Origin of the sequence: Microbacterium sp. 2FI, from assembly GCF_005502885.1 — a bacterium.
GTDB lineage: Bacteria > Actinomycetota > Actinomycetes > Actinomycetales > Microbacteriaceae > Microbacterium.
This window is the reverse complement of record NZ_SCMR01000014.1, coordinates 41,834-62,841: the sequence shown is the minus strand read 5'-3', so window position 1 is coordinate 62,841 and position 21,008 is coordinate 41,834. Positions and strand designations below refer to the sequence as shown.

Genomic DNA, 21,008 nt, shown 5'->3' with positions numbered 1-21,008 from the left:
TCACCGCAAGGAGCACCACCATGCCCGGTCCTGTCACCGTGCCCGCCGAAGCCCTCGAAGACTTCGCCCGCGACATCTTCGTCGCCACCGGCCTCTCCGTCGACGACTCCACCGCACTCGCCCGCTCGTTCGTGTGGGCGAGCCTGCGGGGGATCGATTCCCACGGCATCGCGCGCGTGCCCCGCTATGTCGAGATGTTCGAGAGCGGGGTGGCGAATCCGACGGCGAGCATCACCGTCGACGACACCCGGCCCGGCGCAGCCGTCGTCGACGCCGACTTCGCCCCGGGGCCGATCGCACTCACGCGCGCGGCCACGCTCGCCGTCGAGAAGGCCAAGTCGCAGGGCGTCGCGATCGTCTCGGTGCGCAACACCGTCCACACCGGCGCCATCGGCTATTACGCATCGCTGATCGCCGACCAGGGGCTGATCGGCATCGGCATCGCGGCCGGCTCGCCGATGATGTCGTACACCGGCGCCGTCGGCGCCTCGGTCGCCACGAGCCCGTTGGCCATCGGCGTGCCGTCGGGCGCGGGGCGCCCGACCGTGCTGCTCGACATGGCGACGTCGCTGATCGCGATGGGCAAGATCGCCGACTACAAGCGCAAGGGGCTGCCGCTCCCCGATGGGTCAGCGACGACCGCCGACGGCACCCCGACGACCGACCCCGAGGCGGCGAAGGTTCCGACTCCGCTGGGCGGTGCCAAAGGCTCGGGACTCTCGCTCATGTTCGAGCTGGTCACCAGCGTTCTGGTCACCGCTCCGATCCTCACGCCGTACCACGCGGGCACGAAGAAGCACCGGCAGAATGCGACGCTGATCGTGATCGATCCGGCCGCCTTCGGCGACGTGGGCGAGTTCATCGCGAACGTCGACGCCACCGTGGAGACGATCCACGCCCTTCCGAAGGCGGAGGGTGTCGACGAGATCTTCGTCCCCGGCGAGCGCAGCTCGGCGAAGGCCGCGAACCGGTCGGAAGCGGGCATCCCGGTGGGCGAGAAGCTCTGGACCGAGCTGGTCGACCTCGCTGCCGCGCTGGGCGTCGTCGTGCCCGAGGTCGGCTGACGTGTCGAAGCGGTGGGTCCTCCCGACGTACGGCGGGATCGACGCGCTCGAGTTCGTGGATGCCGTTGCTTCGGCACCGGCCGCCGGCGAGGTGACCATCGCGGTCACCGCCGCCGGCGTGAACCCCTCGGACTACAAGGGTCTCTCCGGCGGCTGGAACGCCGACGAGTCGCTGCTGCCGGTGGGCGTGGGCCAGGAGGCCGCCGGGGTCGTCACCGCGGTCGGCGACGAGGTCACGCACGTCGCCGCCGGCGATCGCGTGGTTGCGTTCAAGGTCGCAGGCGGATTCGCCACCGACCTCACCGTCTCGGCGTCCGACGTCTTCGCGCTGCCCGCGTCGATCGGCGACGTCACCGCGGCGGGACTTCTGCACGTCGGGGTCGTCGCCGCCGAACTTCTCGCGCTCTCGGGCGCGCGCGACGGCGAGACGCTTCTCGTCCATGCCGGCTCGGGCTCGGTCGGCTCCCTCGTGCTGCAGCTCGCCCGTCTCGCGGGCGTGCGCACGATCGCGACCGCCTCGCCCGGGAACCACGAGCGCCTCCGCGCGCTGGGTGCCGAGCCGACGACCTACGGCGACGGTCTCACCGATCGCGTGCGCGCGCTCGCACCGGAAGGTGTGGATGCCGCCGTCGACGCCGCCGGCACCGACGAGGCGCTCGCGGTGTCGCTCGACCTCGTAGCCGACCCCTCGCGCATCGCGACGCTCGCGCCCGGCCCGAAGGCTCGCGAGGCCGGGGTCGGGATCTCGGCGGGCGCCGCCCCGGCGAGCATCGCGTTCCGCATGCCCGCGCGTGCGCGGATCCTGGCCCTCGCGGCATCCGGCGATCTCACCCTCACGATCGCACGCACGTTTTCGCTCGCCGACGCGCCCGAGGCGCTGCGGTTCGTCGCGACGGGGCACCCGGACGGCAAGGTCGTGCTGACGGTCTGACCGTCTCAGCGCCCGCCCATGGCGTCTTCGGCGGTGAGGTGCTCGACGGTCTTGCCGGTGTCGCCGAACGTGCGGGTCACGTAGGCCTGCGGGTAGATCCACAGGATCCGCATCGGGGTGTCGCCGGTGTTCTGGTAGCGGTGGAAGACGCCCGCTTTCACATAGGCGGTGTCGTCCTTCACGAGGTCGCGGCGAAGGATGCCGGCATCCTTCCCTCCTTCGTGCACCTCTACGAAGCCCTCGCCGTCGAGGATCAGCACCTGCTCGTCGCAGTTGTGGGAGTGCAGCGGCGCCCCCGCGCCGACCGGATAGACGCTGATGCCGGTGGCGAGGTCGTTCTCGCCGCCGCTCGTCTCGGTCGTGATGAGCGGCCACGTCTTCACGGCGCCGCCGCGGTCGAGCACCTCGATCTCGGCGAAGATGCGGATGGTGGTCATGAGGGCTCCTGTCGGTGGGGAACGGGCGTGGCGATCGGGGCCACGGGATCGGATGCCGCCGCCAGCGCCGCCGCGACGGCGGAGAGCGTCGCGCCGTCGGCGAAGACGAGGGCGTCGCGGATGCTGCGGCCCGGCGTGTACAGGGCGTTGGCGCGCACCGCCCCGGCGAGGAAGCGGTTGGGCTGGCGTGCGAGCGCGCCGTGGAAGGCGCCGTAGCCGGCGGGGCTGTCGGCGAGGTCGGCCAGCGACGAGTCGAGGTCGAGCGGGGGCAGGGGCCGGGCGGCATCCGCGGGGCACGTCCATTCGTGCGTGCCCGAGCCGACGTCGAACTCGCTTCCGTCGGGCAGCCGCACGAGCGCGGTCGTGTTGGGCGGCACGACCGCCCGCACGCGGAGGGCACCGTCGACGCGCTCCCAGCCGGCTGCCGCAGGTCCATAGGGGGTCTCGTGCTCGGCACGCGCATGCGTCAGTCGGGTGAGCGGGTGCGGCGCGATGCGCAGGCGCCGGTAACCGGGCTCGAGGGCCGAGAGCCCCGCGACCTCCTCGTGCAGCCACGCGGCGACGGAGCCGAGGGCCACGTGGTTGAACGACACCATGGCGCCCGGATTGAGGGTGCCGTCGGGGCGGAGGCCGTCCCAGCGCTCCCACACGGTGGTCGCCCCGACGCCGACCGGGTACAGCCACGACGGCGCCTCGGTCTGGAACAGCAGGCGCTCGGCGACATCGATGTGGCCCGCCTTCGTGAGCGCCGGGGCGATGACGGCGGTGCCGACGAGGCCGGTGGCGATGTGGAACCCGTCGCGGCGGACGACGAAGGCGAGGCGGTCGCCGACGCGCCCGCGCAGGGCATCATCGTCGATGAGGTCGAAGGCGATCGCCAGCGCGTACGCGGTCTGGGTGTCGCTCATCATGCGGCCCGTGGGTGTCACGAACGCGTCGACGAAGGCGCGGCGGGTGGCGATCCCCTGGGCGGCGAAGCGGTCGGCATCCGCATCGTCGCCGAGTTCGCGCGCGATGTCGGCGGTGAGTGCCAGCGTGCGCGCGAGGTAGGCCGTCGCCACGATGTCGGTGTCGGTGCGCCCGCGCGACGGGGCGTTGGGTGGCGCGTTCGGGTCGAGCCAGTCGGCCAGCTGCCGCCCGCTCGTCCACAGGCCCTCGGCATCGCGGTGACTCAGCACGAGGTCGGCCCACGCCCGCATGCCGGGGTAGAACTCGGCGAGGAGGGTCGCGTCGCCCGAACTGTGTGCGAGCAACCGCGGGATGACCGCGATCGCGTCCCCCCACGCGGCGACCGGTCCGCGGTCGGCGAATCCGGGCACGACGTTCGGCGCGAACAGCGGCACGAGTCCGCCGAGCTTCTGCTGCTCGAGCGCGAGGTCGCGCAGCCACGAGCGCAGGAACGCGTGGCAGTCGTAGAGGAAGGCCGCGGTCGGCGTGAACAGCTGCGTGTCGCCCGTCCACCCGAGGCGCTCGTCACGCTGGGGGCAGTCCTGCGGGACGGCGAGGTAGTTGCCGCGCAGCGTCCACACGACGTTCTCGTGGAACCGGTCGAGCGTCGCATCGGAGGATTCGAACCACCCTGTGCGGCGCAGGTCGCTCGCGAGTACGACGGCTTCGACAGCGGTGGGATCGAACTCTCCGGGCCATCCTTCGATGTCGGCGTAGCGGAACCCGTGGAACGTGAAGCGCGGCTCGAGCTCCTCCTCGCCCGAGCCTGCGAGCGTGAACGAGTCGACGGCCTCCGCCAGCCGCAGGGGGCGCCGCGCCAGTTCGCCGTCCTCGAGGACCTCGGCGTGACGGAGCGTGATCACGGTGCCGGCGGGTCCGGTGACGCGCAGCCGCAGCCGGCCGACGATGTTCTGGCCGAAGTCGAGCAGGATGCGGCCTGAGGGCGTGCGTGAGGCTTCGACCACCGGCATCCGCTCGATGCGCCTCACCGGCGGCGCCATTCGCGCCTCGGGGCGCGGCACGACGTCGTCGGTCACGAGCGCCGGTGCCCAATCCCCGTCGTCGAAGCCCGGCTCGTCCCAGCCGGCCGGAAGACGCCTCGCGTCGACGTGCTCACCGGCGTAGATGCCGCTGGAGACGATCGGTCCGTCGCCGAGGGCGCGCCACCTGTCGCCGGTCGCGATCGTGCGCATGGTTCCGTCGTCGAAGACCAGCACGAGCTGCGCGAGCGCGCGCGGCTGATCGCCGAAGAACCGCCTCGGCGCGGTGAGCACGTGGTACTCCTCGGTGTACCAGCCGCCGGCGAGCGCGATGCCGAGTGCGTTCTCGCCGACCCGCACGAGCGCGGTGACATCGCTCGTCTCGTGCACGAGGCGCTCGCGGTAGCTCGTCCAGCCGGGGGTGAGGACGAGGTCGTCGACCGCCTCGCCGTTGAGCGAGGCCTCGGCCACACCGAGCGCCGCCCAGTGGAGCGTCGCCGAGCGCACCGGCCGGTCGAGCGCGAACGTCGTCCGCAAGAGCACCGGCTGCGCGACGCGCGAAGGGTTCGCGAGTCCGATGGGCAGGGCGGTCCACTCGTCGGTGAAGGCCGCCCATACCTCGAGCGGCGCGCTCCACGGCGTCTCGTCGCCCGCGGTCGATCCGGTGCGCACCGAGACCATGGCGCGCTCGCCGGCCTCGAGCGGCGCGAACGGCCACGCGACCAGCACGCTGTCGCGCGCATCCAGCCGGACGATCTCGTCGTCACGGCGGAGTTCGGCCCACGCCTGCACCCAGTCGGGGGAATCGGATGCCGTCGCCCACGTGAGCCGAGGCGTCGGGGTCGCGACGGCGGCCGAGTCGTGACGAAGCTCGGCGGTGAGCGAGGTGATGAGTGCGGGCACGTTCCCACGGTAGGTCGCAGGTCGGTTCAGAGGGTGCACGATTACCTTGCCCGTCGGGCCCTTCTCCCGGCTCCGGCACCGACCTAGTCTCACGGTGGAAGCCACTGCCCGAACCGAAGGAACGACGAATGCGACTCGAGGTCACCCCCGTCGAAGACATGACCGACCGCCAGCGCGAGCTCGCCGACCGCATCGTCGCCAAGCGCGGCAAGATCGGCGGCCCGTTCAAGGTCTGGCTGCACAGCCCCGAGCTGTGCGACCGGGTCGAAGCCCTCGGCGCGTTCGTGCGCTTCGACTGCAGCATGCCCGAGCGCATCCGCGAGTACGCGCTGCTGATCGCCTCGCGCCATTTCGACGCCCAGTTCTCGTGGAACTCGCACATCGACAAGGCGATCGAGACCGGCATCCCGCCCGAGGCCGTGGAGGCGCTCGCGACGTGGGCCGAGCCCGATTTCGGCGACGATGTCGAGCTTTCGACCTTCCACGACTTCGCGACCGAGCTGCTGACGACCCACTTCGTCTCGGACGACACCTTCGCGAGTGCCCGCTCCGTCTTCACCGATCAGCAGCTCGTCGACGCCATCGGGCTGCTCGGCAACTTCACGCTGCTGTCGATGTGCCTCAACACCTTCCAGGTCGACCTGCAGCCCGATCGCGTGCCGCCGTTCCCCGACGTGCGCGGCTACGCCAAGGTCGCGCCGGCGACGGCCTGACGTGACCTTGCTGCGGTGGGTGCGGGGCTCCGGCGACGGAGCCTGCGTCGACGACCCGTGCGAGTTCTGCCAGGGAGCCGAGACCGACTGACACCACGAAGAACGCCCCGCTCCTCGAACGAGGGAGCGGGGCGTTCTCGCGTCTGCGGCCGGTTCAAGAGGCCGCGATGCGCTGATCCATCCGGAAGCGCTGACGATTCGCGCGACGCTCCTCGCGACCCTCGGGGTGCGAGGCCGGGCTCGCAGCGAGGAGCTTGCGGGTGTACGGATGCTGGGGATGCCGGAAGACGTCCTCCGCCTCGCCGATCTCTACGAGGTGGCCCTTCTGCATCACGGCGATCCGGTCGGACAGATGCCGGACGATCCCGAGGTCGTGGGCGATGAAGAGGTAGCTCACCCCGGTGCGCTCCTGCAGATCGGCGAGCAGATTGATGATCTGCCCCTGCGTCGACAGGTCGAGCGCGCTCACCGCCTCGTCGCAGACGACGAGGCGCGGGTTCAAAACGAGCGCCCGCGCGATCGCGACGCGCTGCTGCTGGCCGCCCGAGAGCTCGCTCGGGAAGCGGTTCATGTGGTCCTTCGACAGGCCCACCTGCTCGAAGGCTTCGATCGAGCGGATGCGGCGCTCCGCGGCATCCGTCACGCCGTGGCGATGGAGGGCGTCGTCGAGCGAGCGCGCGACGACGTGGCGCGGATTCAGCGACGAGTTCGGATCCTGGAAGATCGCCTGCACGTCGCGCCGATACGACAGCGGCGTGGTGCGCCCCATCGCGGTGACGTCGGTGCCGTCGAACACGATCGATCCGGCGGCGGTTTCGGCCAGCCGCAGGATCGCGCGGCCCGTCGTGCTCTTGCCCGAGCCGGATTCGCCGACGAGGCCCAGTGTCTCGCCGGGGAAGACGTCGAAGCTCACGTCCTGGATCGCCCGAGCCTTGTGTCGACGCCAGGGGAGGCCGCCGCCGGCCTCGTACTCGACCGCGAGTCCGCGCACCTGAAGAAGCGGAGTGCGCGTGTCGGTCGGCGTCTCTGTCGCGGTCATCGTGCGGCCTCCGAGAGGGTGAGTTCGTCGGCGCGGATGCAGCGCACATCGTCGACGAGGGCGACGGGCGCGGCGCTGCACTCCGGGGTGGCGAAGGCGCAGCGGTTCGCGAAGTGACAGCCCCCGGGCCACTCGCCGGCGAGCGGGACGCGGCCGGCGATCGTCGGAAGACGGTCCACGTGCGCGTCGCCCGAGGGGTTCGCCCGGAGAAGGGCCGAGGTGTACGGATGCCGCGGCGCATCGAAGATCGTCGCCACCTCGCCCACCTCGACGATCTGCCCCGCGTACATGACCGCCGCCCGGTCGCAGGTCTCGGCGACGACGCCGAGGTCGTGCGTGATCATGAGCACGGCCATGTCGTACTCTTCGCGCAGGTCGAGGATGAGATCGAGCACCTGGCTCTGCGTCGTGACGTCGAGCGCCGAGGTCGCCTCGTCCGCGATCAGCAGCTTCGGGTCGGCGGCCAGCGCCATCGCGATCGCCACGCGCTGAGCCATGCCGCCCGAGAACTGGTGCGGGTAGTCGTCGAGGCGCCGGCGCGGGTCGTTCACGCCGACGCGATCGAGGAGTTCGACCGCACGATTGCGGGCCTGCGACTTCGACATGCCCTTGTGCTGCTGCAGCGGCTCGATGAGCTGCTTGCCGACCGTATGCACCGGCGAGAGGGCCGAGAGCGGATCCTGGAAGACGACGCCGATGCCGGCGCCCCGGACGGTCCGAAGCACGTGCTGCGACTCGAAGGCGAGCTGCGTGCCGTCGAAGACGATCGATCCCGACGCGAGGCGCGTGCGCGGCGGCAGGAGACCCATGACCGCCTTCGCGAACATCGACTTGCCCGAGCCGGACTCGCCGAGCAGGCCGACGATCTCGCCGCGCGCGATCGACAGCTGAACGTTCGCGACAAGGGGCACGATGTCGCCCTCGGGGCGCTCGAGTTCGACGGTGAGCTCGCGAACCGCGAGGATCGCGTCCTTCACCGGTGCTGCCGGCTCGTCTGCGGCGACGACCACCGGGATGCGGGTCCCGGTCTCGGCGGGGAACGGGCTCGGCGCATCGGGGGCCGAGTCATCGGCGCTCATCGCGCCGAGGGCGGTGTCGCTGCCCGGCAGCACCGCTGCCGAAGCGGTGGGCGCGTTGCTCATCGACGGGAGGGCGCTCGAGGTCAGGCGCTTCCGCGGCGACCGGCGGATGCCACCGGTGAGCGCGTCGTTGAGGCCGTCGCCGAAGATGTTGAACGCGAGCACCGTGAGCATGATCGCGATGCCGGGAGGCCACACCAGGAACGGCTGCTGCGCCTGATGCGCGACGGCCATGCTCAGCATCCCGCCCCATGTCGGGGTGTCGCGATCGAGGCCGAGCCCGAGGAAGCTGAGCCCGGACTCGATCATGATCGCCGAGCCGAAGAACACGGCGGCCTGGATGATCACGGGTCCGATGAGATTGGGCAGCACCTGTGTGAACACGATCTGCGAGCCGCGCAGGCCCGAGACCTGCGCGGACTCGACGTAGAGCTTGTGACGCTCGGTGAGCGTGACGGCCCGCGTGAGACGGGCGAATGCCATCGTGAAGATGAGGCCGATCGCGAACATCAGCGTCCACAGGTTCCTGCCCAGGATCGCGATCACCGCGATCGCGACGAGCAGCCCCGGGAGTGCCTGGGCCACGTCGACCAGGCGCGAGCCGATGCGGTCGGTCCAGCCGCCGCGGAAGCCCAGGAGCAGGCCGATCGGCACGCCGAGCACCATGGCGATGAGGACCGAGCCGAGGGCGACCACGAGCGCGACGCGCGCGCCGTAGATCAGGCGGCTCAGGTAGTCCTGGCCGATGTCGTCGGTGCCGAGCCAGAACTGCGGCGACGGGCCCTCGAGCAGGTTCGCGTAGTGCGCCTCGTTCGGGTCGTACGGCGCGATGATCGGCGCGAAGATCGCGAGGACGGCCAGGACCAGGATGAATCCGAGGGCGATGAGTGTCATCGGCTGACGCCGCACACGCCCCACGATGCGCTGCAGTCCCGAGGGGCTCTTCTCGCCCTGGCGCCGCCGGGTCTTGGTGATGTTGATGGTGTAGGTGTCGGTCATTCGGGGCGCGCTTTCGGGTTGAGCAGGCCGTAGCCGATGTCGACGACGAGGTTCACGATGATCACGATGGTCGCGATGATGAGCACGCCTCCCTGAACGATCGGGAAGTCCTTTCCGATCGTCGCGCGGATGAGGATGCCGCCGATATCGGGGAACGCGAAGACCTGGCCGACGACGAAGCTGGCGCCGATCAGGATGCTGACGGTGAGGCCTGTCGAGGCGAGCACCGGCACGAGCGCGTTCTTCATCCCGTAGCCGAAGATGACGCGACTGCGAGGCATGCCGGTCGCCGTGAGGGTGTCGACCCAGCGGGCAGACAGCGTCTCGGCCATCGACGTGCGCATCGACCGCGCGATGAGAGCGGCCGAGCCCACACCCAGCGCGATCGCCGGCAGGATGAGGCCCTGCAGCCAGCGGGCCGGATCGACCGAGAACGGCACGTAGGCGATCACCGGCACCCATCCGAGCTGCACCGAGAAGACGAGCAGCAGCACGATGCCGAGCCAGAACTCGGGAACGGCCACGGTTATCGCGGTGATGGTGGTGCTGACGCGGTCGGTGGTGGATCCGGGGCGGGTGCCGCCGAGGAGGCCGAGCACGAGCCCGAGGATGATCGCGACGACGAGCCCGCCGGCGACGAGTGACAGGGTGGCGGGAAGCCGCTCCATGAGGAGTTCGGTGACCGAGCGGCCCGTCGCGTACGACGTGCCGAGGTCGCCCTGGAAGGCGGCGGCGAACCAGGCCACGAGTCGCTCGAAGAACGGCTGATCGAGACCCAGCTGGGCCTCGAGCTCGGCGATGCGCTCGGGATTCGCGGCCGATCCGAGGATCGCGGCCGCCGGGCTTCCCGGGACGAGGTACGTCATCGAGAAGACCAGCAGCGCGACCAGGAGAAGCTGGGGGATGGCGAGGGCGAGGCGGAAGGCGATGAGCTTGGCCATCAGTCCTCCCGCCTCGCCGTGTACCGCAATGTCGTCACTACTATCCTGCGGGCTGGATCTCGCGCAGGTCGATGTTGTTCGCCTCGAACGGGTAGTTCGGCGCTTCGACGTTCTGCACGGTGTCGGTGTTGTACGCGATGATCTCCACGCCGCGGGCGTGTGCACAGGTCAGCGCCTCGTCGGCGATGATCTTCGTCACCTCTGCCCACAGTTCAGTGGCCTCGTCCGAGTCACCGGCGGCGATCGCCGCGTCGGCGGCCTCCTTCAGCTCGTCGCTCTCGACACCCGAGGCGTTGCCGCCGGCGCCGGCGGCGAACCACGCCTTGTACCACTCGAAGGGGGTCAGCTCATCGTTCGAGCCGAGGCCGATCGGGTACCGGCCGCTGTTCCAGCCCTGGAACCACTCCGGCGGCGGAACCGTGGTCACCGCGATCGCGAAGCCCGGCAGCTGCGAGGCCTGGTCCATGTAGATCGTCGACTGCGTCGCGGTGAACGGCGCGGCGATCATCTCGCCCGCGATCTCAGGGCTTCCCGCCTCGGCCCACAGCTCGTTCGCCGCATCGAGATCGGTCGGGTAGCCGTCGATGTCGGCGTTGTAGCCGAGCGTCCCCTCGAGGAAGTGCTGCGTGGCTGCCTCGCCGCCTTCGACCGAGACCATCTCGGGCACGTTGATCGCCAAGCAGACCGCCTGGCGCACCTTCACGTCTTCGAACAGACCGCCGGGGCCCCGGTCGAAGAAGATCACGTTGTTGCGGATCGCGGGGTAGTCGAACGACTCGACCGTCGTGCCGTCGAAGCGGGCGAGCACGGTCTCTTCGGTGTCGGTGATGTCGATCTCGCCGTTGACGAGTGCCGCAGCGGCAGCCTCGTCCTCGGGGATCGCGTACAGCTCGACGTTGGCGAAGCCCGGGGCATCGCCCCAGTAGTCCTCGTACTCGGTGAAGCTCATGACCGTTCCGGTCGTCGAGCCCGCCTCGTCATAGGCCCACGGCGACGTGCCGATCGGGCTCGTCGCGATCGAGCCGTCTTCGATGGCTGCGGGGCTGGCGATCGGGGCGACGCGGGTCGAGAGCGTCGTCGGCATCGAGGGCGTCGGCTCGGAGAAGTTGAGCACGACGGTGTAGTCATCGGGCGTCTCGATCGACTCGATCGCCTGCAGCGAGCCGGCGAAAGGTCCGGGCGTGCCCTTGACCGTCTCGAGGTTCACCTTGACGGCTTCGGCGTTGAAGTCGGTGCCGTCGTGGAAGGTGACGCCTTCGCGGAGCGCGAGGGTGAGCGAGGTCGAGTCCTCGCTCAGCTCCCACGACTCGGCGAGGCCGGGCGCGAGCTCGCCGGCGTCGTCGCGGCTGACGAGGGTCTCGTAGACGATGCGCATCGGCCCGCCTTCGAACTCGTAGCCGGGGGCCCAGGTCTCGGGGAACGCGCCGAAGTTCAGGCGCAGTGTCCCGGACGCTTCGGGTGCCGCCGATTCCGACGGGGCTTCCTCTCCGCTCGGGGTGCATCCGGTGAGCACCAGGGCGGCGACCGCCAAGGGAATGGCGGCCTTCTTCATCGCTGACTTCATGGGGAGCGCCTCCTTGCGCGGACAGCCGAGTGGGTGGTGCCGGTGTGCCCCGCGGGTCGGGGCGGCTGTGTCTGCATGAAGCTACCCGCGTGATCGATCGGGCACAGTGCCCCGAGACGCAACATAACCGTGCACGATGAGCGGGATCCTCACGCGGCCTGAGCAGCCGTGCGCGCGCGGAACCATGCGGTCATGAAATCGAGGAAGATCCGCACGCGCTCGGGGGTGCGCCCGCCGGGTCCGTGCACCGCGTACAGCGCCCGCGCGGGCGGCTGGTGCTGCGGCAGCACCTCGACCAGGTCGCCCGCGGCGAGCCTCGCCTCGGCCGGTCGCCGCGGGATGAGCGCGATGCCGGTGCTCTGCTCGACGAGCTTCTCGATGACGAGGTACGAGTTCGCCACCACGGCCGGGTTCTGCACCTTGTAGTGGATCGTCTCGGCGCCGGCCCCCAGCCGCCAGACGGGATCGTTCGGATGCAGGATGCACTGATGCTCGGCGAGGTCTGCGGCCGTCGCCGGCGAACCGTGGCGCCGGACGTAGTCTGCCGAGGCGACCAGGGCGAAGGGGAGCTCCGATACCCGCCGCACGAGGACGTTCGAGTCGCGCAGGTCTCTCGTGTGGAAGGCGACGTCGTACCCGCGGTCGAGGAAGTCGTAGTTGCGGTCGGACATCCCGCCGAGCTCGAACCGCATCGTGATGCGGGGGTGCTTGCGCACGAAGGCGGCGATGGCGTCGCCGAGATCGAGGGTGCCGATCCACTTCGGGCAGATGACCGACAGGGTGCCCTCGGGTCGGTCGCGCGACTCCGACAGGGCGCCGTCCTCGTCCTCGATCTCCGACAGGATGCGCTGCGCGAACTCCGCGTAGCGGGTGCCGGCGTCGGTGAGGCTCACCGACCGCGCCGTGCGATTGACGAGCCGGACGCCGACCTGGCGCTCGAGGTCGGCGACATGACGCGAGACGAGCGAGCCCGAGATGGCGAGTTCGCGCGCGGCCGCGCTGAAGCTCGACGACTTCGCGACGGTGACGAACGTCTTCATGACGATGAGGCGATCCACGATGATCCTCCTTGCAGAACTGGTCGTGCATGTTGCAGGACGTGCATGCAACTGTACGACAAAATAATTATGATTCAATAATCAAAATGAGGCGAGGAGGCCCCATGGATGCCGCCGACCGAACGGACCCCGCGTTCACCGCGCTCGCCGAGGTGATCATCGACATCGCCCGCGAGATCCAGCTCCGCGCCGCGGAGCACACGCCGGTCGTCCCGCTGACGCCGACGCAGGGCCAGGTGATGCGCTACGTGCACCGTCACCCCGGCTGTTCCGCCTCCGACATCGCCGACGGCGCGGGGCTCCAGCGCACCAACGTCTCGACCGCGCTGCGAGAGCTCCGCGCGCGGGGCTACCTCACGTCGCTGCGCGACGAGCAGGACGGCCGCGCCATCCGCATCTCGGCGACGCGACTCTCGGACGACACGATCAGCAAGCTCACCGACTCGTGGGCAGGACTCCTCGAAAGCGCGTGGACCGTGCAACCGGCCGTCGGCGATGCGTCGACCCTGGCCGTCGTCGCTGACGCGCTCGAGGGCCTGCGTGACCGGCTGAGCGCGGACCGCAGTGCAGATCGCGCAACGAAAGGCTTCCTGTCGGCTACTCCTTCCGATGCGGACGACGGCGAAGACTCGTCGGGTCAGATCTGAGAGGCCGTCGTCCATGTCCATCGAACGCATCGAGTCCGTCACCTACGGGGTCGCCGATCTCGATGAGTGCACGCGGTTCTTCGCCGACTTCGGCCTGACGCTCCGCAGCGAAGAGGCGGGTCGCGTCGTCTTCACGACCCAGGTCGGCCAGACCCTCGTGCTCAAGCACATCGACGACCCCTCGCTCCCGGCATCCGTCGAGGAGACCCCCGGCATCCGCGAGGTCGTCTGGGGCGTCGACTCGCAGGGGGCCCTCGATGCTCTGGTCCAGCGCCTTGCGACCGACCGCGCGGTGACCGTCGACGGCGACGGGATCGTCCACACCTACGACGAGACCGGCTTCGGGCTCGGGCTCGCCGTGACCGCGCCCGAGCACCTCGACTACGACCCCCGCCGGTACAACAGCCGGGGCCGCATCGAGCGATGGAACAGCCCCCACGCGCCGATCGCCGACATCCGTCCGATCCGCATCTGCCACGTCGCGCTCAACATCCCCAAAGAAGGATGGGAAGCGGCGATGCGCTTCTACGCCGATCGCCTGAACTTCCGGGCGATCGACATCGTCAAGCCCATGGGCGTCTTCATGCAGATCGAGGGCGACGACGACCAGCACAACTTCCTGCTGTGCCACCGCCCCGATCGCGCCGGCACGAACCACACCTCCTACGAGGTGTCGGGGTTCGACGATGTCATCGAGGGCGGCAACCACATGATCCAGAAGGGCTGGCGCGAAGCGCGCCGCCTCGGCCGTCACACGGTCGGCTCGAACGTCTTCCGCTTCATCCACAATCCCGCCGGCGGCCGCGTCGAATACGCCGCCGACATGGACCGCGTCGACGACTCGTACCCGACGCGCGTTCACGACGAGACCCCGCCGCACCACATCTGGGTGCTCGAGACCAACCGCGACACCCCCGCCCCGAACACTTCCGAAGGAACGGCACTGGCATGACGATCATCACCGAATCTCCGTCGCGCGCTGCCGAGATCTACGCCGGCGCGCGGCTCGGCCTCTACATCGACGGCGCATGGCGCGAGGGCGCCGCAGGCCGATCGTTCGACGTGCGGAACCCCGCGACCGGCGAGGTGATCGGCCAGGTCGCGCGGGCCGAGGCGGCCGATCTCGACGATGCGCTCGCCGCGGCCGCCCGCGCCTTCCCGCTCTGGCGCGACACCTCTGCCTTCGAGAAGAGCCGCATCCTCATGAAGGCCGTCACGCTGCTGCGCGAGCGGGCACCTGAGATCGGCCGGCTCATGGCGGTCGAGCAGGGGAAGCCCCTGAAGGACGCCACGACCGAGGTGATGCGCGTCTCGGGAACGCTCGAGTGGTGCGCCCAGGAGACGCGGCGACTGTACGGCCGGATCATCCCGACCGATGTCGACACGTCGCTCACCGTCCGCTACGAGCCGGTCGGCGTCGTCGGCGCGATCGTGCCGTGGAACTTCCCCGCCGGATCCCCCATGCGCAAGATGTCGGCCGCGATCGCCGCGGGCTGCACGCTCGTGATCAAGGCGTCGCAAGAGGTGCCGGCCACGGTCTGCGCGCTCGCCGAGGTCTTCCACGACGCAGGCCTCCCGAAGGGCGTCCTCAACCTGGTCTTCGGGCGCGGCGCCGAGACGGCCGAGCACCTCATCGACTCGCCGATCACGCGCCTCATCGCGTTCACGGGCTCGGTGCCGGTCGGCAAAGAGCTCAACGCCCGCGCCGGCGCCCTCATGAAGCCCACGATCATGGAGCTCGGCGGTCACGCTCCCGTCATCGTCGCGGCCGATGCCGATCCCGTCCAGGCCGCGCGCCGCGCTTCGGCTGCGAAGTGGGCCAATGCCGGGCAGGTCTGCACGTCGCCCAGCCGCTTCTTCGTGCACGAGTCGATCGCGGCGGAGTTCACCGCCGAGATGGTGCGGTGCGCCGAGGCCCTCGTCGTCGGCGATCCGCTCGACGACACGGTGACCCTCGGCCCGCTCATCAACGAGAAGCGTGTCGAGGCCACCGAGCACCTGGTGGCCGATGCCGTGGCACACGGCGCGACCCTCGCGTTCGGCGGCCACCGGATCGGCGAGAAGGGCACCTTCTACGCGCCGACGATCCTGACGAACGTTCCGCTGGACGCCGAGGTCATGCACGAAGAGCCCTTCGGCCCGATCGCACCGATCACGACCTTCAACGACCTCGACGAGGCGATCGCGGTCGCCAATGCACTGCCGTTCGGCCTCGCCGCCTACGGCTTCACCGAGTCGGCGTCCACCGCCGACATCCTCGCCCGCGGGTTCGAGGCCGGCATCCTCTCGATCAACCACTGCGGCGGCTCGGTCACCGAGGCCCCGTCGGGCGGCGTGAAGGAGAGCGGGCTCGGTCGCGAGTCGGGTCCCGAGGGCGTGCAGGCCTACCTCATCACCAAGCGCGTCAGCCACAAGCTGCGCTGAGCCGGAAGAGACGGATGCGGTACGTGCGGGCGCGGCTGAACCCGGTCGCTGAGCGAGGAGCGCAGCGACGAGACGAAGCGCGCGAGTTCTTCGCGGCCGTCGACGGCGACGAGGTCGTCGAGATCTCGGCCGCGCCGTGGGCTCCGCACGAGCGGGGGGCGCGGCATCCCCTCTCCTCCGTCACCCTCCTGCCGCCCGTCATGCCGGGCACCTTCTACGCCGCGGGCTTCAACTACAAGGCGCACAACCGCCACCACGCAGCCCTCGGCTACGACCCGGTGAAGGTCGGCCCGCGCCCCGAGGTGGGCTATCGCGCGCAGAGCGCGCTCGTCGGGCATGGCGCCGACATCGTCAAGCCCACAGGTGTCGAGGGCCGTTTCGAGACCGAGGCCGAGGTGGTCGCCGTGATCGGCCGCACGCTCCGACGCGCGACGCGCGACGAGGCGAAGGCGGCGGTCTTCGGCTGGACGATCGGCAACGACGTGAGCGCACGCGAGTGGCAGCAAGCCGACCGCACCTTCTACCGCGCGAAGAACGCCGACACGTTCAAGCCGATGGGGCCGTGGATCGAGACGGATGCCGACCCCCTCGCCGCGACGACGACGGTGCGTCGCAACGGTGCCGTCGACGCCACCTTCGCCACCGGCGACATGATCTTCGACCCGTACGACTTCCTCGTCGAGATGACGAAGTACATCACCGTCCACCCCGGCGACGTGCTGTGGATGGGCGCGGACGGCAATACCCCCATGGCAGTGGGCGATGTCATCGACATCGAAATCTCCGGAATCGGAACACTCACCAATCGCGTCGTCGGCGAGGCCGCCGACGACCACGACGAAAGGACGATGCGATGAGCATCACCGAAACCACTCCGGGTGCCGCGCCCGCGGGCGGAGGCTTCAGCCTGCCCGAGCCGAAGGTCGACGCCGAAGGCCGCAGCATCGAGCCGAAGTACATCCATCACGTCAACTTCCCGACGACCAACATCGACCGCACCGTCGAGTGGTACACGAAGGTCTTCGGGCTCAAGCGCGTCATGCCCAAGAGCAACACGCGCGTCGTGCTCATGACCAAGGGCCGCTTCGACCTGCACTTCACGCCGGTGGAGGAGATGGACCGAATGGCGCCGTACCACTTCGCCATGGAGGTCGAGGACTGGGACGGCTTCCTCGGTCACCTCGACAGCCTCGGCATCCGTCATACGCGCACGGTCGAGCGGCCCGAGAACCAGTCGAAGTTCTGCTACATCCACGACCCCGACCACACCATGATCGAGCTCGTCTTCCACGGAAAGCGTCCCGCCTGATGCCCGTCGTCGACAACGCCGGCACGCGCATCTATTACGAGGTGCACGGCGCCGGATCGCCGATCGTCTTCGTCCACGGCTCGGGCGGCCACCACGCCGCGTGGTGGCAGCAGGTCGTGGCGCTCCGCGGCTCCCACGCCGTCGTGACGCTCGACCTCCGCGGCTTCGGCAAGTCCGATCCCGACGACACGTACGACAGCCTCAGTTTCCCGGGCGACATCGTCGCGGTGCTTGAGGACGCAGACCTGACCGATGCCGTGCTCGTCGGTCAGTCGATCGGTGCGGCTGCCGCGCTGAAAGCCGCGCTGCGCGTACCCGAGCGGGTGCGCGGCGTGATCCTGGCGCACTCCCTCGGCGGCATCGATGCCCCCGAGGTGACGCCGCTGGTGCGCGCCGATCGCGCCGAGGCAGAGAAGCTGCCCGTGATCGACCGGCTCCTCACGACGCGGTTCCGTGAGGAGGAGGAGGCGAAGACGTTCCTGTTCACGCAGATGGGCACCTTCAACACCGCGCGGATGCAAGACCTCCGAAACCTCACGACCGACGGCCCCACCATTGCCGACGTCGCGGCTTCCGGCGTGCGGGTCGCGTTCCTCGCGGGCGAGAAGGATGCCGTCATCCGCCCCGCGACCGTGACGCGCGCCCACGAGCTCGTCGACGGGTCGCTGCTGGAGATCGTCCCCGACGCACCGCACTCGATGTACTGGGAGCGGCCCGACCTGTTCAACGCCGCGGTGGCGAAGCTCACCGATGCGCTGGCTCGCGAGAAGGCGGTGGCCTGATGCCCAACGTCCTGCAGGGTGACGCCGAGAGGATCATGGCGATCGCCGAGCGCGAAGCCCTCCGCATCGGCAAAGGTCTCTCGATCGCGGTCGTCGACTCGGGCGGCTTCATCGTCAGCATCCGCCGCTTCGACGGCGCGCGACCGATGACCCCGCTCATCGCGCTGTCGAAGGCGTACACCTCCGCCGTCATGCAGCGGCCGAGCGGCATGCTCAAGCCCTGGTCGAACGCCGATCCGGTGTTCTTCAGCCAGGTCGCCACCATGGGCAACTTCCCGATCGTCGCCACCGGCGGCGGCATGACTCTCAAGGTCGCCGGCGACTTCGTCGGCGGCATCGGCGTCTCGGGCGGAACCCCGGGCGAAGACCAGCTGGTCGCCGAGCAGGTCATCGCCGAGCTCGGCTACGAGACCGACTTCTCCGAGTGGGCGGGCGCTGCAGCTCCCGACTCCGACACGCACGGAAGGGGCCGCTGATGGCCAACCTGTACTCGTACCGCATCGACAACCACGGCGACAGCATCCGTCCCGAGACCATCCAGCGGGGCCGCGCGGCCGTGCGCGCCGGCGAGCTGTCGGCAGCCGAGCTGCGCGAGATCGAAGACGCCGCGATCCTCGAGTGGATCACGCAGCAGCGCCACCTCACGCTGTCGGCGCTGACCGACGGCGGGTACCGCAACGGCGACTACCGCGCCCCGATCCTGCAGTCCGTCGCGGGCTTCGTGCGTGTTCCCGACCAGATGACCCCATCGGGCCTCGGGCGGTGGACCGTCGAGGGTCCGCTGAAGCTGCGCAAGCCCATCGCCGCGGATGCCGCCGCCTTCCTCCTCGACAACACCGGGTTTCCGGTGAAGGTGAACCTGCCGTCCGCGGCGCACATCGCGGCGCAGACCTACTCCGACGACGCCGTGCGCGCGTACCCGGGGGCCGCGGCCCTCGGCGACGCCATCGCCGAGCTGCTGCGCGACGAGATCGAGCACCTGTTCGAGATCGGCGTGAAGTTCGTCCAGCTCGACAACCCCGACTACGCCGCCCACCTCGCCGGGCGCGAGGCCGGCGAGCTGTCGTTCGAGGAGGCGCTCGAGATCGACGACGCCGTGGTCGCGGGGATCGACAAGGACGAGGACCAGAAGGTCGCCCTCACGATCGGCTGGGGCGAGCACCTGGATGCCGCACCCGACGTCGCACGCGCCGAGCGCCTGTTCGCGCTGGACTACGACAAGTTCACGTTCCCGTACCACTCCGATGCCGCTGTCGCGCAGGACCTGCCGCGCCTGGTGCCCGACGAGAAGCAGATCGGCATCGGCATCGTCGACGCGACGGTGCCCGACCTCGAAGACATCGACACGGTGCTCGCGCGCATCGACGGCGTCGTCGACGTGCACGACTACGATCGGATCGCGCTGCTGCCGCACCGCCCGTTCCAGCCGGTGCACTACCAGCCGGTCAACCTCACGGCCGAGGACCAGCGCCGTAAGCTCGAACTCGTCGAGACCTTCGCCACGATGATCTGGGGGAACGAGGCATGACGGATACCGGGTCGCTGAGCGAGCGCCAGCGAGACGAAGCGCACCCCGTCACCGTCGTCGCCCGCCTCCGTCCCGACCCTGCGCACGTCGACGCCGCGGTCGCCGCGGTGCTCGCCGCCGTCGACGGCATCCGCGCCGAGGAGGGGTGCGAGCAGTACGACCCGCACCTCGCCGACGACGGCACGATCCTCATCGTCGAGCGGTGGACGTCGCGCGAAGCGCTCGCGGCGCACAGCACCGGCGCGGCCGTGCAGGTGCTGCGCGACGGGGTCGCGGGGCTCATGACCGCGCCACCCGAGGTGACGGTCGCCGTCGCGGTCTAGTCCAAACCCGGCGGCGAGAAGCGCGGGCGCGGCACGTACCGCGGCACGAAGACCGCGAACCCGACGGCGCCGACCAGGCCCGCGAGCCCGATCACGGCCGTCGCGACCGGCAGGCTCGCCACAGCGGCGATCGCGGCGATGGCGAGCGGGGTCGCGGCGGCACCGGCATCCGTCAGCGTCCGCCACGAGCCGAGGAAGGGCGCCGGATCGGCCGGAGGCGCGACGTCGGCGCCGAGCGTCATCAGGATGCCGCTCGACAGCCCGTTGCCGATGCCCACGACGACCGCCGCCGCGACGAACCACGCGGTCGCGTGGTCGAGGTCGTGCGTGAAGGCGAGGCCGACGAACGCGCCGCCCATCAGCACCATGGCGGGCAGGCACGCCCACAGGCGCCCCCACCGGTCCATGATCTGCCCGCTCGAGTAGAACAGTGCGAACTCGAGTGCGCCGGTGAGGCCGACGATCAGCGCGATCGCCTCGGCGTCGAGCGCGAGCGACACACCCCACAGAGGGAGCAGGTAGACGCGCGCCTGGCGAAGACCCGAAAGGGATGCCGCGGGCAGGCCGAGCCGCGCGAGAACATCCCGGTGGTGCCACATCGTGCGGAAGACGCCGGGGGTGCGCTTCGTCTCGCTGCGCTCGCTCAGCGACCCGTTTGCGGTGCTGCGCTCGCTCAGCGACCCGTTTGCGGTGCTGCGCTCGCTCAGCGACCCGTTTGCGGGCAGTTGGCCCTCGGCCGCGAGCTGCTCCTCGGGGTCGCGACCCACCAGCACGAGCACCACGAGGGCGACCAGCATCGCGAGGAAGAACCAGACCGCAGCATCCGTCGCGCCCGTCATCGCCAGGAGAGCCGCGGCGACGAACGGGCCCGCGAACATCCCGAGGCGGAACGACCCGCCGAGCACCGACAGCGCCCGCGCGCGGTAGCGCACCGGCACGCGCGTCGTCATGAACGCATGGCGGGCGAGGCCGAACGCGGAGGCGCACAGCCCGATCAGGAACGCCGCGACCGCGAGTGAGCCGAGGTTCGGGGCGAGGAGTACGCCGACTCCGCCGGCGATCGCGAGGCACCCGGCGATGGCCATCGTGCGGCGCTCGCCGATGCGGGCGACGAGCCAACCCGCGGGGAGGTTTCCGAGGAGCCGCGCCACGACGATCACCGAGACGATCAGCGCAGCCTGCGCCACATCGGCGCCGAGCGCCGCCGCGATCACGGGCAGCAGCGGCAGCAACGCGCCTTCGGCGAGGCCGAACAGCAGCGTCGGCCCGTAGATCATCGGAGCGAAGCGCCACAGCATCCGTCGCGTGTCGTCGGCCGTGCTGGTGGGCATTTTCGAAA

The 21,008-nt window shown here is 70.1% G+C and carries 20 protein-coding genes; 12 read left to right on the top strand and 8 right to left on the bottom strand.

All coding sequences use genetic code 11. The features are described from left to right. The first annotated feature begins 20 nt into the window (after positions 1–20). Positions 21–1,064, top strand: coding sequence for an Ldh family oxidoreductase (locus FFS15_RS12250; protein WP_137845314.1), 1,044 nt, complete (start codon positions 21–23; stop codon positions 1,062–1,064). A gap of 1 nt (position 1,065) precedes the next feature. Next, positions 1,066–1,995, top strand: coding sequence for an NADP-dependent oxidoreductase (locus FFS15_RS12245; protein WP_137845313.1), 930 nt, complete (start codon positions 1,066–1,068; stop codon positions 1,993–1,995). A gap of 5 nt (positions 1,996–2,000) precedes the next feature. On the opposite strand, the gene FFS15_RS12240 is transcribed toward FFS15_RS12245, so the two are convergent. Continuing rightward, the gene (locus tag FFS15_RS12240) at positions 2,001–2,432 is read right to left on the bottom strand and encodes a cupin domain-containing protein (protein ID WP_137845312.1); all 432 of its coding nucleotides are present in this window, start codon (positions 2,430–2,432) and stop codon (positions 2,001–2,003) included. Beyond that, a complete protein-coding gene (locus tag FFS15_RS12235) occupies positions 2,429–5,263 on the bottom strand; it encodes an alpha-L-rhamnosidase (protein WP_137845311.1) in 2,835 nt (944 codons plus the stop codon). The genes FFS15_RS12240 and FFS15_RS12235 overlap by 4 nt, the downstream gene beginning before the upstream one ends. A gap of 128 nt (positions 5,264–5,391) precedes the next feature. Here FFS15_RS12235 and FFS15_RS12230 point away from each other — a divergent pair, with 128 nt between their 5' ends. Continuing rightward, the gene (locus FFS15_RS12230; protein WP_171013181.1) at positions 5,392–5,976 is read left to right on the top strand and encodes a carboxymuconolactone decarboxylase family protein; all 585 of its coding nucleotides are present in this window, start codon (positions 5,392–5,394) and stop codon (positions 5,974–5,976) included. Between the two features lie 154 nt (positions 5,977–6,130). Here FFS15_RS12230 and FFS15_RS12225 read toward each other — a convergent pair whose 3' ends face one another. The 5 genes from FFS15_RS12225 to FFS15_RS12205 all read right to left on the bottom strand — a co-directional run bounded on the left by FFS15_RS12225 (position 6,131) and on the right by FFS15_RS12205 (position 12,656). Beyond that, positions 6,131–7,015 (bottom strand): ATP-binding cassette domain-containing protein, encoded by an 885-nt coding sequence (locus FFS15_RS12225; protein WP_137845310.1) that lies wholly within the window; start codon positions 7,013–7,015, stop codon positions 6,131–6,133. Next, a complete protein-coding gene (locus FFS15_RS12220; RefSeq protein ID WP_137845309.1) occupies positions 7,012–9,093 on the bottom strand; it encodes a dipeptide/oligopeptide/nickel ABC transporter permease/ATP-binding protein in 2,082 nt (693 codons plus the stop codon). The genes FFS15_RS12225 and FFS15_RS12220 overlap by 4 nt, the downstream gene beginning before the upstream one ends. Continuing rightward, on the bottom strand, positions 9,090–10,034 hold the full coding sequence (locus FFS15_RS12215; protein ID WP_137845308.1) for an ABC transporter permease: 945 nt from the start codon (positions 10,032–10,034) through the stop codon (positions 9,090–9,092). The genes FFS15_RS12220 and FFS15_RS12215 overlap by 4 nt, the downstream gene beginning before the upstream one ends. A 40-nt stretch (positions 10,035–10,074) precedes the next feature. Beyond that, positions 10,075–11,598: an ABC transporter substrate-binding protein gene (locus FFS15_RS12210; RefSeq protein ID WP_137845307.1), complete on the bottom strand. Its 1,524-nt coding sequence runs from the start codon at positions 11,596–11,598 to the stop codon at positions 10,075–10,077. A gap of 149 nt (positions 11,599–11,747) precedes the next feature. Beyond that, the gene (locus FFS15_RS12205) at positions 11,748–12,656 is read right to left on the bottom strand and encodes a LysR family transcriptional regulator (protein ID WP_137845306.1); all 909 of its coding nucleotides are present in this window, start codon (positions 12,654–12,656) and stop codon (positions 11,748–11,750) included. Between the two features lie 104 nt (positions 12,657–12,760). On the opposite strand from FFS15_RS12205, the gene FFS15_RS12200 reads away from it, so the two are divergent. The 9 genes from FFS15_RS12200 to FFS15_RS12160 are packed head-to-tail and all read left to right on the top strand — an operon-like array spanning position 12,761 to position 19,669. Continuing rightward, positions 12,761–13,303 carry a MarR family transcriptional regulator gene (locus tag FFS15_RS12200; protein ID WP_171013180.1) on the top strand — a complete coding sequence of 181 codons (543 nt, stop codon included), beginning with the start codon at positions 12,761–12,763 and terminating at the stop codon, positions 13,301–13,303. A gap of 13 nt (positions 13,304–13,316) precedes the next feature. After that, the gene (locus FFS15_RS12195; RefSeq protein ID WP_137845304.1) at positions 13,317–14,255 is read left to right on the top strand and encodes a VOC family protein; all 939 of its coding nucleotides are present in this window, start codon (positions 13,317–13,319) and stop codon (positions 14,253–14,255) included. Further along, positions 14,252–15,727: an NAD-dependent succinate-semialdehyde dehydrogenase gene (locus tag FFS15_RS12190; RefSeq protein WP_137845303.1), complete on the top strand. Its 1,476-nt coding sequence runs from the start codon at positions 14,252–14,254 to the stop codon at positions 15,725–15,727. The genes FFS15_RS12195 and FFS15_RS12190 overlap by 4 nt, the downstream gene beginning before the upstream one ends. 14 nt (positions 15,728–15,741) lie before the next feature. Continuing rightward, positions 15,742–16,584, top strand: coding sequence for a fumarylacetoacetate hydrolase family protein (locus tag FFS15_RS12185; protein WP_137845302.1), 843 nt, complete (start codon positions 15,742–15,744; stop codon positions 16,582–16,584). After that, positions 16,581–17,036: a VOC family protein gene (locus FFS15_RS12180; protein WP_137845301.1), complete on the top strand. Its 456-nt coding sequence runs from the start codon at positions 16,581–16,583 to the stop codon at positions 17,034–17,036. The genes FFS15_RS12185 and FFS15_RS12180 overlap by 4 nt, the downstream gene beginning before the upstream one ends. Further along, the gene (locus tag FFS15_RS12175) at positions 17,036–17,818 is read left to right on the top strand and encodes an alpha/beta hydrolase (protein ID WP_137845300.1); all 783 of its coding nucleotides are present in this window, start codon (positions 17,036–17,038) and stop codon (positions 17,816–17,818) included. Before FFS15_RS12180 ends, FFS15_RS12175 begins: the two co-directional genes overlap by 1 nt. Next, positions 17,818–18,294, top strand: a complete 477-nt coding sequence (locus FFS15_RS12170; RefSeq protein WP_137845299.1) for a heme-binding protein — start codon at positions 17,818–17,820, stop codon at positions 18,292–18,294. Before FFS15_RS12175 ends, FFS15_RS12170 begins: the two co-directional genes overlap by 1 nt. Further along, positions 18,294–19,346 (top strand): hypothetical protein, encoded by a 1,053-nt coding sequence (locus tag FFS15_RS12165; protein ID WP_137845298.1) that lies wholly within the window; start codon positions 18,294–18,296, stop codon positions 19,344–19,346. Before FFS15_RS12170 ends, FFS15_RS12165 begins: the two co-directional genes overlap by 1 nt. Further along, a complete protein-coding gene (locus tag FFS15_RS12160) occupies positions 19,343–19,669 on the top strand; it encodes a putative quinol monooxygenase (RefSeq protein ID WP_137845297.1) in 327 nt (108 codons plus the stop codon). The genes FFS15_RS12165 and FFS15_RS12160 overlap by 4 nt, the downstream gene beginning before the upstream one ends. On the opposite strand, the gene FFS15_RS12155 is transcribed toward FFS15_RS12160, so the two are convergent. Continuing rightward, positions 19,666–21,000 carry an MFS transporter gene (locus FFS15_RS12155; RefSeq protein WP_249354013.1) on the bottom strand — a complete coding sequence of 445 codons (1,335 nt, stop codon included), beginning with the start codon at positions 20,998–21,000 and terminating at the stop codon, positions 19,666–19,668. The genes FFS15_RS12160 and FFS15_RS12155 overlap by 4 nt on opposite strands. Between the last annotated feature and the right edge of the window lie 8 nt (positions 21,001–21,008).